Annotated in this window: 14 protein-coding genes; all 14 read left to right on the forward strand. The window is 50.1% G+C overall.

All coding sequences use genetic code 11. The features are described from left to right. The first annotated feature begins 96 nt into the window (after window positions 1-96). The 14 genes from MHB85_RS02675 to MHB85_RS02740 are packed head-to-tail and all read left to right on the forward strand — an operon-like array spanning window position 97 to window position 14,855. Entirely contained in the window at window positions 97-1,107 is a 1,011-nt protein-coding gene (locus tag MHB85_RS02675; RefSeq protein ID WP_091018552.1) for a 3-oxoacyl-[acyl-carrier-protein] synthase III C-terminal domain-containing protein, read from the forward strand. Next, window positions 1,046-2,434: a preATP grasp domain-containing protein gene (locus tag MHB85_RS02680; protein WP_179198596.1), complete on the forward strand. Its 1,389-nt coding sequence runs from the start codon at window positions 1,046-1,048 to the stop codon at window positions 2,432-2,434. The genes MHB85_RS02675 and MHB85_RS02680 overlap by 62 nt, the downstream gene beginning before the upstream one ends. Continuing rightward, on the forward strand, window positions 2,435-3,721 hold the full coding sequence (lysA, locus tag MHB85_RS02685; RefSeq protein WP_091018556.1) for a diaminopimelate decarboxylase: 1,287 nt from the start codon (window positions 2,435-2,437) through the stop codon (window positions 3,719-3,721). 18 nt (window positions 3,722-3,739) lie between these two features. After that, window positions 3,740-4,000 (forward strand): acyl carrier protein, encoded by a 261-nt coding sequence (locus MHB85_RS02690; RefSeq protein WP_192135495.1) that lies wholly within the window; start codon window positions 3,740-3,742, stop codon window positions 3,998-4,000. Beyond that, a complete protein-coding gene (locus tag MHB85_RS02695) occupies window positions 4,000-4,878 on the forward strand; it encodes a hypothetical protein (RefSeq protein WP_105601455.1) in 879 nt (292 codons plus the stop codon). Before MHB85_RS02690 ends, MHB85_RS02695 begins: the two co-directional genes overlap by 1 nt. Before the next feature lie 20 nt (window positions 4,879-4,898). Next, the gene (locus MHB85_RS02700; RefSeq protein ID WP_179198597.1) at window positions 4,899-5,855 is read left to right on the forward strand and encodes a 3-oxoacyl-[acyl-carrier-protein] synthase III C-terminal domain-containing protein; all 957 of its coding nucleotides are present in this window, start codon (window positions 4,899-4,901) and stop codon (window positions 5,853-5,855) included. 15 nt (window positions 5,856-5,870) lie between these two features. Beyond that, on the forward strand, window positions 5,871-6,593 hold the full coding sequence (locus MHB85_RS02705) for a hypothetical protein (protein ID WP_192135493.1): 723 nt from the start codon (window positions 5,871-5,873) through the stop codon (window positions 6,591-6,593). Next, complete coding sequence (locus MHB85_RS02710) at window positions 6,593-7,750, forward strand: acyl-CoA dehydrogenase family protein (protein WP_192135491.1); 1,158 nt, start codon at window positions 6,593-6,595, stop codon at window positions 7,748-7,750. The genes MHB85_RS02705 and MHB85_RS02710 overlap by 1 nt, the downstream gene beginning before the upstream one ends. Beyond that, window positions 7,743-8,711: a hypothetical protein gene (locus tag MHB85_RS02715; RefSeq protein ID WP_192135489.1), complete on the forward strand. Its 969-nt coding sequence runs from the start codon at window positions 7,743-7,745 to the stop codon at window positions 8,709-8,711. Before MHB85_RS02710 ends, MHB85_RS02715 begins: the two co-directional genes overlap by 8 nt. Window positions 8,712-8,729: 18 nt before the next feature. Beyond that, the gene (locus MHB85_RS02720; protein WP_341072336.1) at window positions 8,730-10,118 is read left to right on the forward strand and encodes an MATE family efflux transporter; all 1,389 of its coding nucleotides are present in this window, start codon (window positions 8,730-8,732) and stop codon (window positions 10,116-10,118) included. Window positions 10,119-10,145: 27 nt separating this feature from the next. Next, window positions 10,146-11,327 carry an arginase family protein gene (locus tag MHB85_RS02725; protein WP_091018567.1) on the forward strand — a complete coding sequence of 394 codons (1,182 nt, stop codon included), beginning with the start codon at window positions 10,146-10,148 and terminating at the stop codon, window positions 11,325-11,327. A gap of 2 nt (window positions 11,328-11,329) precedes the next feature. Then, the gene (locus tag MHB85_RS02730) at window positions 11,330-12,307 is read left to right on the forward strand and encodes an LpxL/LpxP family acyltransferase (protein ID WP_091018569.1); all 978 of its coding nucleotides are present in this window, start codon (window positions 11,330-11,332) and stop codon (window positions 12,305-12,307) included. A gap of 24 nt (window positions 12,308-12,331) precedes the next feature. Then, window positions 12,332-13,639 (forward strand): M16 family metallopeptidase, encoded by a 1,308-nt coding sequence (locus tag MHB85_RS02735; protein WP_091018571.1) that lies wholly within the window; start codon window positions 12,332-12,334, stop codon window positions 13,637-13,639. Continuing rightward, on the forward strand, window positions 13,632-14,855 hold the full coding sequence (locus MHB85_RS02740; RefSeq protein ID WP_091018573.1) for a M16 family metallopeptidase: 1,224 nt from the start codon (window positions 13,632-13,634) through the stop codon (window positions 14,853-14,855). Before MHB85_RS02735 ends, MHB85_RS02740 begins: the two co-directional genes overlap by 8 nt. The last annotated feature ends 34 nt before the right edge of the window (window positions 14,856-14,889 follow it).

The following is a 14,889-nucleotide window of genomic DNA, read 5'->3' on the forward strand; positions in this document are numbered from 1 at the left end:
CGCTAGATTCATAGATGGGAGCTTCTGCGGAAGCTCTTTATCTCCCTATATTTCAGTGAGATTCGTACGTTAGTGATAACGAGGTGTCTGAAGCCGATGCATATCAAGCAAATATGGTCTTACATTCCGGAGCACATTGTGCCGATCAGGGAACTGAACGAGGTGCTGGGACTCAATAATGCCCAGACGAAGGTACTGGAAAAAATTCATGGTTTGAAACAGGTTCGGCAAGACAGGGATGGAGATCTGGCTTCGTTGCTTGGGCGCGTATTAACCCAGGTGGTAAATAACCCGGAGATCGCTCCTAACTCGATTAAGTATATCATTTATTGCCACACAATTCAGGAAAATTTCCCCTTTCCTATGAAAGTTTTGCAAGTCCTGAAACGGGCTTACGGGTTGCAGCATGCCATCGCGTTTTCGCTTACGCAGCAGAACTGTGCATCGGGCTTAATTGCCCTGAATGTTGCCGAGACATTGCTGCCTTCATTGGAAGCGGATGATCATATTTTAATTTTGACAGGTGAAAAAACCTTTAGTCCCGTTGTGCAATTGATCCCCAATACCACCGTGATGGGAGAGGCATCAGCCGCCGTGCTGGTGGGCAACAAGGGCAACGGAAGTCGTGTAGTTGGACTTACGAGTGTTACCTTGGGCCAATTCTGTAATGTACTAACGGGAACCCCGCAGATTCTAAGGGAGTTTCAGGAAATCTACACGCCTCGGTTATGTGAAGCCATTGTTGCAGCCGTGGAGCAGGCGGGTCTGACGTTGCAGGATATTCGATACATCGTCCCACACAATGTGAATCTATCCTCGTGGAAGAAGGTGGCTATCCGTTTATCCTATCCCCTTGAACGCATATATACGTCCAACGTACAGGAGATCGGACATTGTTTCTGTTCGGACCCATTTATTAATCTGCAAGCTATTCTGGAGCAGAAGCTGTTGCAACCAGAGGAGTATTATCTGCTTGTTACGGTCGGACTTGGGGTTACATTCAGCGTAGCAGTGATGCAATATGCAGGAATAGGAGGGGATGGCCGTGACCACCGTATTGACGGATTTTTCGAGCAAGCTCAAGTGGGCGTTAACGGGCCAGCATGACGTTACTTTTGTGTATCTTAACAATTTTGAGGTAGAGGAGCACTGGAGTGAAACGGGTATTCTCAAGCTGCCCTCATTAAGCATAGGCTCGGCTGCGGATGTCGTTAATCGGATGGAGGAACTGGGTGTTTTCCTCGCCGGAGAGAACGATATTATCCTGCTCAAGGGGCCGCCGAATCAGGGATTCATGGCAGATGCACAGGCGCTTGGGTTTGGTCGCTCCCGATGTATAACGGTGGAGCACAATGATCCGGCACTGAACATTACCGCGAATCTTCTGAATTGTCCAAGGACAATGGACAAGCTGCGAGAGCTGTCACAGGCTGCTGGAACGAATGTTTATCTGGTTCCCTTTGGAACCTCGGATCAGGAAGAGGAATTCTCCCGACGGACCGGCATTCCGCTGGCTGTTCCATCTTCAGATATTTTCCGCAAGGTGAATGACAAGGGGTATTCCCGCCGTCTCAACGCGGAGTTGGGCATTCGCCAAATTCCAGGCGTTGAATGCACGTCTTTGGATGAACTGGTGTCTGGTTTCGATCAGCTAAAGGCCGTTCTAGAGCAGGGTGGACGTCTTGTGTTGAAGGATTCCATGGGTGTATCAGGCAAGGGAATTACCGTCATTACCGATGAAGCCAGGTTTCACAAATGCATGAGTATGCTGGAGAAACAGGCAAGCAAAAAGGGAATACGGCAAATCAACTACGTGCTTGAGCAATGGATTGATAAAATCTGTGACCTGAATTACCAGATTCTCATCGATCGCTCGGGTGGAGTTGAGTATCTTGGCGTAAAGGAATCGTTGGTAGAGCAAGGCGTACATCAAGGGCATCTCATGCCTTCGCGGCTCAACGATGTTCAACTTGAGGTCATTCGCGAAGCGGCCATACGGATTGGAGCAGCTCTGTATCGAGATGGATACTACGGCATTGCCGGCATGGACGCCATTCTGGACGAGGACGGTACAATCTGGCCCAATCTTGAGATTAATGCCAGGTTTAATATGTCTACCTATCAGACCAACATTCAGCATCAATGGGTGCCCGAAAATCAATGTGGACTGGCAAAAAAATATACGCTCCGGCTCAATCACTTGCTGGAATACAAGGTGCTTCGTTCCAGTCTGGGTGAATTGATGTTCGAACCGGAACGTGGCGAAGGATTATTGATTAATAACTTTGCCACAGTCAATGCGGCATTCAGAAGTGAGGGGACCTTGTTCTCCGGACGTCTGTATGGCGTGATTATTGCGTCCTCCCCTGAACGGCTGGGAGTGATCGACGAAGCGATAGAAGCCGTCCTATCTTCCATTAACGAGGTGATGTGAGTGTCTACGGAATATCAGATCCAGCAGTTGTGTGTCTCGGACATCGCTGAGAAATTCGGAACTCCGCTGTATATATATGACGGGGATGTGTTGCAGCAGGTGTATCAGGAGCTTCGGGAATTGCTTACGCCTCAAGTGGAGCTGTTCTATTCATTGAAGGCCAATCCGAATATTTCGATCGTACACATGTTGCAGGAGATGGGCGCGCAGGCAGAGGTGTGTTCCCTGGCAGAATTACATACGGCCGTACAGGCTGGAGTAGCGCCAGAAAGCATTATTTTCCTTGGACCCGGAAAAAGCGATGACGAGATTACGGCATGCATACGTCTGGGCATATATGCGATTGTATGTGAATCGTTCCAGGAGCTGGAGCGCATAGAGATCATCGCTGCAAGTGAGGGGCGAATCGTGCCGGTGGCCCTGCGAGTGAATCCTTCCTTTTCTGTTAAAGGCTCCAGGTTGACCATGGGTGGCAAACCACGTCAGTTTGGTATGGATGAACAAAGTGTGCTCCAGGGAAAAGAGCAGTTCGAGAGCTTCTCCCATGTGGAGATCATGGGACTTCACGTGTACATGGGAACCCGCATGTTGGATGTAGAGCCGATCGTTCAGAATACCCGTCATATTCTGGAATTGGCTGATCGAATCGAGAACGAGCTGGATATCACGCTACGTATGGTCGATGTAGGCGGGGGATTGGGGGTGCCCTACCATGAAGGTGAGCAGTTCCTATCCATAGCCGCACTGACAGAACAGTTGAATCCAATGTTCGAATCGTTTCGGCATAGTCATGCCAACACCCGGCTGTTCATGGAGCTTGGGCGATATCTGGTAGGCACCTGCGGTATGTTGGTCAGTCGAGCCCTATATGTCAAGCAATCGTATGGAGAGCACTTCGTCGTAACCGATGGTGGAACGAACTGCCATATGGCGGCGGTGGGCACAGGTTCTTATGTGAAGCGTAACTTTCCGATTGCCTCCCTGACGCGTTATGGTGAATCCCCTGTAGCAGAATACAATATTACGGGTCCCTTATGTACGCCGAATGATGTTGTTGGGAAACGGGTATTGCTTCCTCCTGTTGAACGGGGCGATCTAATCGGTGTTTTTCATTCGGGAGCCTACGGACCAACGGCTTCTCCCACACACTTTTTGAGTCATGGAAGTCCGGCGGAAGTGCTGATTGTCGCTGGGGAGGCTCACTTGATCCGTGAGCGAGATACTCCGCAGGATCTACTGTCCAAGCAACGCTTGATTAAAGTGTCCCACACGGCAATAACCAATTGATGAGGAGAGATGATGATCATGAAGACTGCAGTATTGCTTGAAGAGATCAAAGGTGCCCTTGCTGAAGTGTTGAATACGGAAGCCAGGGAGGATATTCAATTAAGCACATCTTTATTTGACGAACTCTATCTGGATTCGACCTCTGTTCTGGAACTGTTGATGACGCTGGAAGACCGGATTGAAGGTCTGGAGATTGACCCGGATGATCTGGAGCCCGATGTATTTGATACGGTAGGCTCCCTGGCTGCTTATATTGAGAAGCAGCTCATTGCGGCCTGATGGCTTCGCCTGTTGCCATACGGGAGATGGGAGTCAGGCTGTTCTGGGAGAAGAAGCCCCCGTTTGATCATCCGGAACTGCTGCGATTTCATCAGGACATGCTCGCGGGTACTCCGATCAAGTACGACGTTCAACTTTTGCAGGGTCGTAACAACAATGCCTATCACGAGATGAGTGTGGAACTGCTGGAAGAGACGGGACTTGATCGGGTCATGCAGGATGTGGATGTGTTGCTGCTGGCATACAATTTTCCGAATACCCGCCCGGATATATCAATTGTGAATTATTTGATGGATCGTTATCAGGCCCGTTTTATCAGTTTTGCTGTAAATGATCTTGGTTTTGGTGCTCCTTTTGCGGCGCTCCACATGCTTCAGCATTATCTGGGCAGAGAAGGTTACATGAAAGGCATGCTGCTGGTTATGGACCAGACAGCTCTCCCCTATGAAACGATGGAACTTGTTTCACCGCCTGGACCGGACACGGCTGCAGCAATATACCTTGATCGGATGACAGGCGTAGGACCTTCCCTGCTTGGTGTAGAGATGCGACATGCCGAGTATTCCATAGCCGATACTGCGGAGATGGTACTGGATCGATTATGTGCCCAGGCATCCATTCACCGAAATCAGATTAACCTGCTCATCCATCCTGATTTGGAGCAGCTGTGCAATCAGGCTGCTTGGTACAGGGAGTGTGGATCGAAGAGTTATTATGATCCATCGCGCTGGAGTGCAGCACCATTCTTCGCATTACAGGAGTTATTGGAGGAGAAGGACGGGGGCGAGTACATATGTCTTATGCATCTGGAGCAGACGGATTCGTTTATTCATGCCTTGCTGATCCGAACCTGTGAATGGAGTATGGATGGACACTAGTCGCAGAAGGAGGGAGAACATTGGGGTTCGGTATTGTGGATATTGGCGTCTATTTGCCTGAACAGATTCAGCAGCCGGAGGAGGTGCTGGCTGCCCTGGAGCTTGGGAAAGGTGAGCTTCAGTTTCTGCGCAAGTACCACCGCCTGGAAGGTGTGCCTGTAACGGAATCGGGCCAGATGCTTGACGATACGATCGCACAGGCTGTGGAACGGCTCCAGACCAGACCTGCCCTTTCCGGAATCGACCTTGTTCTCTATGTCCATTCCTTTCAGGTGCAGACACCGAGCGATTACAGGCTTGTGCAGCGTGTCCTCCAGCGCTTAGGGCTGGAACATGTACCGTTCTATGGCATATCCCAAATGAACTGTGCATCGTCGATAGCCGCTCTTCAATGGCTTGAGCGAATCTCGCAAACGCAGCCTCACATTCGGAATGTGTTGTTGATCTGTGCGGATCAATTCAATTTTTTGCCTCCCGAATGGCGCTATCTGCGCAAATCGGCCATTCTGGGTGATTCTGCCGTAGCTGTTCTATTGAGCAGAGAGAGCTGTCAGCATGTCGTTCAGGCGGCGCATGTACTGCGAGATACCCGGTTCCATACTGGTTATCATGCAACCGCCGATGAGATCTCGGCATTTAACCGATTGTATGTGGACCATATCATTCAAGGGATGGAAGAGCTGCTGTCAACGCAAGGCCTGAGTTTCGAAGATGTGGATCATATTTTTCCCCATAATGTGAACTGGACTACCTGGAAGGAATTCTCGCGACGTACGGGAGTTGGACTTGAACGGATATATCTGGATAACATTCAGCGAATCGGACATACCTTTTCCACCGACCCGTTCATTAACCTGAGTTCGGGATTTGAGCAGGACTGGGTGTGCAGGAAGGGGCACTCCATCATGGTCAGTATCGGGCTCGGCAGTTTTTTTGGTTTTGCACTGGTGGAGCATGGAGGATGCGAAGAAGAATGAACAGGAGGAATGACAATGCACGTTATTGAATTCCAGGGCCCAGATGCAAAGCCCGTCGGATCAAAGGCAGCAGGCAACCCCGTTGCTCCGATATCGGAAATGTTGGAGGCAAAAACCTTGCTGGTGAACAATCGTCCAGTGCTTTTGGCAACAGGTCCATACGTGCTCGCGACCGCTCATCTCATTGAACAAGATGCTTTACTTTGGAATGAAGAATCAGCTGGGCTGTATCGTTGGAACCAACTACATGCTGTTCATGTACAGGATCGGATGCTGGAGCCCTCCGGATTACTGTTATACCGGGTACAGCCGAATGAGGGTGAGAAGGCTGAGATATCAGGCGAGAAAGTGACCTCGAATGAGCTGAGAACACGCCTGCTTGAGTTCCGGGTAGAGCTGTGCAAGGTTGGATTGGAGCAGGTTCGCAGGCATTTGTCGGTGCGAATATCGGGCGGGCAATCCACGTTTCAGCACCAGCTCGTGAAAGGCATGGTCGCTGACATCCTGACAACGCTCTACATGGCGGAAACATTGCCTGAGGACCGCTTTCTCTCAGCAAATCCAGATCTTCCATCGGTCCGGGTTCATGCGTGGATACATCAGGAATTGGACGAAGCCTTCAGACAGATTCAACGTCTTGGCGGCGGTTTCGGTTTTTTGAGACATGGCGTATCTGCATATACATATGCAGGTCAACTGGTGAAAAACATGCTGTTGCCAGCTAAGGAGGAATATTGATGATTACTCCATCAACGATTGCGATTTTCGAGCAAGTGATGAAGCAGTATGCTGCGGAGCTTCGTCAGATCGGCCTGACGATTGACCAGGAGCCAGACCGGCTCACCGAGTTTTTGCACACGTCTGCCCTGCAGGCCATCAATCATATGATGATTCCCCCGGAGTATGGCGGCCAGCCAATTGTAACCATAGGTCAGGATCGATATTATGGACTCTCTTCGCTGGAAAGAGTCATTACGATCGAGCAGTTGTCCGCAGGAGATGCGGGCGTTTTTCTGGGAGGACCTGGTCCTTCCATGTCCAGCATCGTCATGATTGACTTGGGCGATGAGGAACAGAAGGAGCGCTTTTATAGCCACTTTCTGAAAGGTCCGGCCTGGGCTGTTTTTGCCTTGTCAGAGCCGGAGAAGGGTTCAGATGCCACTGAGATCAGCACGCGGATTACGCGACATCCGGATGGGGGAATGGAGCTAACCGGACATAAATTCTACATTGGGAACGGACACCGGGCGAGTATTGGACTGGTATTCGCCCAGACCAATCGTACGCCTCTGGGCATTCAGGTGGCTATAGTTGATCCTTCTGTGCCAGGTTTCACAGCAACCCCGCTGGACACGATGGGGCTTCGCGGTCTGCAACTCAGCCATCTGCAATTCGAGGCCTTCCCACTGGAAGAGAAAGATATTCTGGGTCGTCACCTAAGCCCAACCAAGCGTGGACTTTGGGGAGCACTGCGTACATTCCACCGGATGCGCCCTAGCGTGGCGGCTTTGGCGCTTGGTGTTGCACAGGCTGCATATGATTATGTTGTAGAGCACAGAACGATCTTTACAGAACGTGAAAAGACAGAACTGGAGCGACTGGAGATGCGTCTGCATGCGCTGCGCAGCATGATTCGGAATGCAGCAGCAGAGATTGACCATGATGCGAATAAGGGATATCTGGCTTCCCTCAGTAAAATACGGGCTGCGTCCGTTTCCGAAGAAGCGACGGAATGGGCACTGGAGATGATGGGGCCAGGTTCCTTACTGGAGCATCCTCTGCTGAATAAATGGTATCGCGATGCAAGGGCCTTTGAGTTTATGGAAGGCACAACGTCCATTCAGAAGATAAACGTTTTTCAGGCGTATGCCAACGGGAAGATGCAGCATGTCTGATTCACTTCATGATGATATTGGCGCACCAATCTATGTGGATCATATTTGCTGGCTTACTGCGGAGGATCATCTGTACACGCTGGATTGGCCAACACCGGATGATTATGTTTACGTATCGCCGCACATATATATGGAGGATCACTATTATGGTCGCGTGGGAACGCTGACTCGCTCCCTTATGGCAGACGGGAGACGGGTGACAGCCGGTGATCTTGCGCTTATGGTGCTGGAGCATTTGGGTACAAAGCCGCATTGGGATTGGTTGATCCTTGCCCAGACCTGTCCGGAACGTCATGCGCTGAATGCTCCACTTGCCCGAATGCTTGAAACGGCCCCGTGGCGAGTTGATCATCCACTTGGTATTACCCATATGGGTGCGCTCGCAGGCACCGAGGCCATTCAGGTTGCTCTTTGGAGCATGCTTCCTAACGAACGGACTGCGATTGTGCTGGTGGAGCAGCGAATTCTCCATGACGATGGACAGATTGGATATGGTCAACCATCTGAACCTAAGGGTGATTTGGGTGACATGGCGGTGGCGCTTGAGGCAGGCCTTGGTCAAGGAGCGTTGCAGATACACTATGCGGGAAAACGGATCATCAGATCGGATGATGCCACGGCTTTTGCATCCGAGGCACTCGGCATGATCCGCGAATGGATCGATAGCCATGCAGCCGTGCATGTCATTCTTCAGTCGAGACTGGGATTACGTCTCAATGGCAGTTCTGTTTTGCATATTTCGCCTTCCAAGACCATCTGCGTTCCACGCACCGATTATCAGAGCGGTGATGTATGGATACAGCTGGCAGATAAGCTAGAGCGGGGTATCATCAGGCCGGATGATCGAGTCATGCTGGTCTCGTGGGATGACGATCGGGTGATATCTGCTTGTTGCGTGCATGTGATACGTCTGCCGATCCTCAACAGGCTTACAATAAATCAAGAAATCAAGACTTCATGAATTATGGAGGTGAACCCCATGCAGGGGATCGATTATACGGCCGGCTCGATCCATCGTTTGTTACTCCGTACGGCCGTTCCGATGCTACTCGCTTCTCTGGTTAACGTGATTACACAACTGGCCAATGTATTTTTCCTGGGTCATACGAGTCAAAGTGTATTATATGTGCTCTCATTGTATATTCCTGTCTCATTCGTCATGATTGCCATCATCGAAGCGATGCAACTGTCTGTTCAGGTAGCGGTAGCGCGCAGTCGTGCCGGGGGCTCTCGTGCATTTACCCAGCTATTCGTGCACATGATGGGCAGTGCAATGCTGCTTGCCATTCTGACCGGGGGAATTGTGATGTTAATGACCCCTGTGCTTTCATGGTTTTACCGTGTGCCTGCCGACATTGGGCCCATGTTTACGCTGTACGTAGGGGGAATGATGGCAGTGAGCATCCCGGCTGTCCTGGCTGCAGTGACCAGTGCGGCGTTACGAGGGCTGGGCCGGGCACAGGCAGCGTCGTGGAACGCGGTTGGGATGGCGATGCTAAACATTGCTCTTGTGTATACATTTGTGTCGGTCTTCGGGTTGGATCTGAAGGGCATCATCTATGCTAACCTAATCACTTCCGTCTTGTCCTTGGCTATCTCTCTGCTCATTCTGTTCATTCGTCGGGAAATGATCTTTGAACGCTTTGCTTTTGCAAGAAAACATCTGATGGCCCTCAGGCATGTCGGTATTCCTGTGTTCATCTCGTACTGCATGATTTTTCTGAGTACATTTTTTTTCAATAAAATTGTCAGTCACTTTGGCGAAGGGGCGGTTGCTGGCTTTGGCGTTGGTTATCGAATTCAGACGATGGCGATCCTGCCGGGTATCGTCATTGGGTCGGCCATCGGCATTATCATCAATCATAATTTGCAATCACCACACCGGCCAAGGGCCTATGCAAGTTATCGCCAAGGTCTGTTGCAATCCTTTATTCTGTACGTGATCATTGCCGTTGCCGTCTGGATCTGGCGAGACCCGCTTATCGCATTTCTGATCGAAGACGCGGCAACCCGAGCAGAAGCAGCACAGTATTTGTCCATCGTAGCTCTTTCCTATATTGGCATGGGTCCCATGATGACAACGTTGCTAACGATGGAACAGAGCGGGCGCGGATATCAGGCCATACTCCTGAATGCGGTGTATTTTCTGATTATTATCGTCCTTGGCTGGGGATTGACTCGGGCTTTCAATGAGGTTACTTACTTCTATGCGGTGATTGCTGGCATGAATGTGGTCGGCATGTCGTCGTTCTTCCTGCCTTTCATGCGAATGCTGAAGCGGGAATATGTGGAGTCGTCTGCGGATAAGGACATCAGTACAGAAGGTGAAGCGACGTTGTCCAATAAGAGCTATTCCACACAGACTTGACTCTAACTACGTACAGGAGGTTTTTGCATGACAACATCAGAACCTGCTTATCTGGTACGTCGCATTGCAGATGCGTGGATCGCTGCGGATGAAACGTTCAGCCAGTTTTATGAGCTGGAACCTGCGAAAGAGCTGGAGCCACAACGCCCCCCGGATTTGCCGGGGGTGGAACCTGCGGAAGCGCCTTTTTTTTTGTATGAGCCTCTTATCGGTCATGGGGCTCCTCAACTGGGGATCTTGGGTATCCCTCATTCTGGTGGGACAAGCATGTTAAACTCCTCCGTTGCCGGACTTGCGCATGCGTTACGCGTAGAATCGTGGAAAAAGGTCATCTATCCATCGTTACAAGAGTCCGGGAATTCGAGCTTGTACGATATTGGAAGTGGGAGACGATTGCTTGAGAGCGTAGCCATGCAGGATTGGGGTACTTGTCTTATGAATGAAGCGGAGGCGGATACAGCTGTTCCTTATCAAAAGGGGCTTGCGGCGGCACTGGATCATGCGCTGGATCAACAGGCACTATTGTGCTGTATTGGCGGAGACCATTCCATTACGCATGCCGTGCTTCAGATGATGGCAAAGGCCCCGGGCAGTCGAAGAGTGCTGGTCCAGTTCGATGCCCATCATGATTGCGGTATCGATGCCATCCATCAGGAGCAACCCAGTCACTCCAATTTTGTGAGACATTTGCTAGAGCAGGATACGGTTGCTGCTGTTGTACAGATTGGCCTGCGTGGTCTTCGCTCAGCAGATCAGATGTACAGCCATCCTGGCTTGATTCAAATATCGGCAGAGCATATGACACCCGAGAGGGTGAGCCATGTTCTGAACGAGGTAAGGCAGAAGTACGATGTCGACTCGGCTTATTTAACTTTTGACTTGGATTCCCTTGATCCGGGAAGCTTCCCGTTTGTTGATTTTCCGATTGCTGCAGGACCGACGTGGCAGAATATTCGAGACTGCGTTATTGCAGCGCTGGAAGTCCCGTTATCTTATGAAGGGATGGACATGGTTGAAGGACAGGGTGTGCAATCGGATCGACACATTCCTGGACAATATGAGCTGGCGCTTCGAATGTTGGTCTATATGATGGATGGTATCCACCGGAATCGTCGGCGGTTTGAATTGTCTTCTAGAACTAGCGCAGCCAGGGAAGGAATGCTGTCGGGAACGGGAGTATCCATGAATCAGGATATACAGGAGGTGTAAGGATGGAGGATTTTCATACATTATATACGTTACATAAGGAACAGGTCAGGGAGGAGTTGTATAGGGAAAAGACAAACGGAATTCAACTGGGATTCTTCTATGCGCTAATGAATATTGTTAAGGAGCTTGCACCACTTCAACCGGAATCGTCACCGGAGTCGATCTGGATGGATTATCTGGCTTTTTTGCGGACGGTTGACGAACACAAAAAAAGCCCGTACTCCTTTATGGATTGGGATGAAGTCGAGGGACTTGAACATTTGCAAGCGACTTTGCAGGAAGGTGGGGCTTTGTTGACCTGGCATTATGGATTCGTCCGGCATAATATGATCACCATCGGACAGGAGATTCGCGCAGGCCACATGAAGTCCGGATTACCCTTCTATCTTGTGGCTGAGCAGGGCACCGTAGAGCAGGAACAGAAGCTGTCGTCATGGAATACCCTACGTCAGTTTGCAGGTGCTGATCTGTTGAATGCCGAGGATGAGATGATTGGCATACGATTATATTCTCATTTGCGGAAGGGAGGTTCATTCAACCTTTTTGTAGATGGTCAGACCGGGTTCAACGCGGATAATCGCGCAGTGGAGCTACCTTTCCTGAGTTCACGCATCCGGACAAGGAGCGGTATTTTTCGTATTTTAGCCAAGACACGCAAGCCTGTATGCCCCTATTTCATGACATTGACTGAAGATTTTCGTTCCAAAATTGTTTTCTTGCCGCCTTTCATCTTAGAAGGGGATATTCAGGAATCAGCAGGACGTGTATATGAGCCGTTTCGCAATCAACTGCTGAAGCAGCCTGCATTATGGAGATTCTGGGACCGTCACCATCAGCAAGTGATTCACTGGAAAGAGGATGAGAATAATCTTCATTCAACGGAAGCCGAGAGTCAGGTGGACTGGTTCTCCAAGCCGCTGGAGGGATTCGGTCAGCTTGGACTGAACACCGAGAGTGGCATGATCTACAATTTGGATTAACCGTCAGATAAGGGGGAGGCAAGAATGCAGTCTTTCATTACGGAGCAGTACAATCGTCTATCGATCCATGTGATGCCAACAAGCCAATACGCCAACTGTTATCTCCACCTGGGTATCGTTAACGAACAGGGAAGGATTCCAGCAGCGGTGTTTGCAGTCATTGTGCGGCTGCTTTTCAGGCAGGATTCACTCGGCAAAAGAAAGCTACGGCAGCAACTATGGTCTATGTATGCCGATGAGCTAAGATGCGAATTGGAGCAGAAGGGGGAGACTCAGCTCGCATCCATTCGGTTGCGTATCCCTGCAGGGTTGTTGCCCGGGACCGATGCACGGACGCTCGATGCGCTGAAGCTGCTCGCAGATATGTTGTTTGGATCGAGCCTTCAGGGTGTATTCGATTTTGATGAAGTACAGATCCAGGAGGAACTTGCTTGGGCAGAACATCATGCTGGCTATGATGTTTCCAATTGGGACAAGGTGGTACAGGGGCGCAGTCTGGAGTGGCTTGGGTATGCGGAACGAAGCAGGGATGCCGACGTGGAGCAACTGCAGCATTGTGTGCGTGATGGTGAACTGCAGCAATGGTACCGGGAGGTGCTTTGCAGCCCACTACATATTCATGTGATCGGTGATTTCCAGTCGGATGTGATGATAGCTCAGGTCATGGAGACCTTTGTGCCATTGCTTGTCACGGCTGAGGGGAGAGCTATCCCATCTGTGATCGGGCATGGTCAACCTACTGAGCGCCGGGAGGAAGGCGAGATGATGCTTGAGCTGATGGATATTCAGCAATGCAAGATTAATGTGACCTTCACCACCGGGGTTACGTATGGATCGTCGGACTATCCTGCACTGTTTCTTTTTCATTCCCTATTTGGCGCTACGCCTGCTTCCAGACTTCAATCCGAGCTTCGTGAACGAAAGCAATGGGTGTATCAGATCTACAGCACACTGGATGATTATCGGGGAACGCTTCATGTGACAACGGGAACAAGCAGTGGATATGTGACGGATGTGCTTGAAGCGATAGATGCTGAATGGCTGAGGATATGCAGCGGAGACATTCAGGAAGTGGAGCTGAATAGAGCTATTCAGAATGTGATGCATTATGTGCAAGTGGGATACGATCTGCCTGAGCAGGTGGTCAACCTTCATATCGATCGATTGCTCAACCGGGTCCAGATGACAACTCCGCAATTCCTGGAAGCCATATCCTGCGTTACTGCGGAACAAGTGGCCGAGGTAGCCTCTGGCATGAAAAAGGCTGTCACCTGGATTTTGTATCCTGAGAGTGAATATTCTGCACCAGTGCAGGAGGTGACTCATGAATAGTATTGTGAATATCGCACCTGTCCGCAGGCGTTTATCCAATGGTCTGTCGGTCCACATTTTCCCCGAACCCCAGTTCCATCATACTTTTGTTTCGTGGTCCGTGTCCTATGGCTCAATCCATGATGCAGCCCTGCCTGGCAGAGCGCATTTCCTTGAGCATATGATGTTCTACAATCCGGATCAACGACCCGTCAAGCCGCTATTTCATACTCTGGGAGCTTCGACATCTGCATTGACACGTTACGATGTAACAACTTATCAAATGGCCTGCACAGGCGATTTGAAACGAAGTCTGGAGTTGTTCACCGGCATGCTAGCTACTCCATATTTCACCCCGATGCATCTGGAACAGGAACGGTCCGCCATTCATCAGGAGCTGTCCATGTATGCAGACCAGCCCTCCTGGCGAGCTTTGCAGCAGTTGACTCAGATGATGTATGGCAGCAATCACCCCATCACGATGGATGTTGCAGGTACACCGGATAGTCTGTATCAAATGACAACGGATGAGCTGAATCATGCTTACAATACTCGCTATGACACAGGAAGAATGGCAGTAGCAGTAGCGGGTCCGGTTGAAGCGGAGTTCATTGTGGACATGCTGGAACAATTCCCTGCAAAAGAATCACTGAATGATGCCTACCTGCCAGAAGTTACACTCGACTATTTGGGCGAGGACTTCAATAAGCAATATCGGGAGATTGAATGCGGATTGTCCTTGCCGCTTGTAAGGTATGGGTTCCGTGCAGAAGATGGGATGCAATTGAAAGAGCAAATCGCTTGCATGATCGGCATTGAAGCTTTACTGGGTGAAACTTCCGATTTCTACGCGGAATGTATGGAGTTGGGTCTGCTTCATAAGGGTGCAGAATGGGACCACTATTATCGTAAGGAATTTGCCTTTTCGAATGCTTGTGGGTATTCAGCAGATCCCGTTTCTTTATATAACCGGGTTGAGGAGATGTGTGAGCATATTCAGAACGGAACGCTGTCCCTATCCAACTTCAACTATGCACGGATGAAGTGGTTAAGCAAGTATTATGCAGACATGGATTCGTTAAAACAGCGATGCATGCACGTCTCCGAATATGAGGTGATTGGACTGGATTATATGCAGCTTGGCACGTATGCACTTGAATTAACAGAAGAAGAGGTTAGGAGTGGTCTTAGAACTATTGCAACGTCTGCTCGTCTGCGGATGGTTGTTATACGTTAGCATGTACCTAACCCCGCATAGGGAGGAGGGCTTT

The organism is Paenibacillus sp. FSL K6-4396, assembly GCF_038002525.1.
Classification (GTDB): Bacteria; Bacillota; Bacilli; order Paenibacillales; family Paenibacillaceae; genus Paenibacillus; species Paenibacillus amylolyticus_B.

Bases quoted from the DNA above. Each gene is read 5' to 3' on its own strand.
- MHB85_RS02675 (WP_091018552.1), top strand. From the start codon at position 97: ATGCATATCAAGCAAATATGGTCTTACATTCCGGAGCACATTGTGCCG.
- MHB85_RS02690 (WP_192135495.1), top strand. From the start codon at position 3,740: ATGAAGACTGCAGTATTGCTTGAAGAGATCAAAGGTGCCCTTGCTGAA.
- MHB85_RS02695 (WP_105601455.1), top strand. From the start codon at position 4,000: ATGGCTTCGCCTGTTGCCATACGGGAGATGGGAGTCAGGCTGTTCTGG.
- MHB85_RS02705 (WP_192135493.1), top strand. From the start codon at position 5,871: ATGCACGTTATTGAATTCCAGGGCCCAGATGCAAAGCCCGTCGGATCA.
- MHB85_RS02710 (WP_192135491.1), top strand. From the start codon at position 6,593: ATGATTACTCCATCAACGATTGCGATTTTCGAGCAAGTGATGAAGCAG.
- MHB85_RS02715 (WP_192135489.1), top strand. From the start codon at position 7,743: ATGTCTGATTCACTTCATGATGATATTGGCGCACCAATCTATGTGGAT.
- MHB85_RS02720 (WP_341072336.1), top strand. From the start codon at position 8,730: ATGCAGGGGATCGATTATACGGCCGGCTCGATCCATCGTTTGTTACTC.
- MHB85_RS02725 (WP_091018567.1), top strand. From the start codon at position 10,146: ATGACAACATCAGAACCTGCTTATCTGGTACGTCGCATTGCAGATGCG.
- MHB85_RS02730 (WP_091018569.1), top strand. From the start codon at position 11,330: ATGGAGGATTTTCATACATTATATACGTTACATAAGGAACAGGTCAGG.
- MHB85_RS02735 (WP_091018571.1), top strand. From the start codon at position 12,332: ATGCAGTCTTTCATTACGGAGCAGTACAATCGTCTATCGATCCATGTG.
- MHB85_RS02740 (WP_091018573.1), top strand. From the start codon at position 13,632: ATGAATAGTATTGTGAATATCGCACCTGTCCGCAGGCGTTTATCCAAT.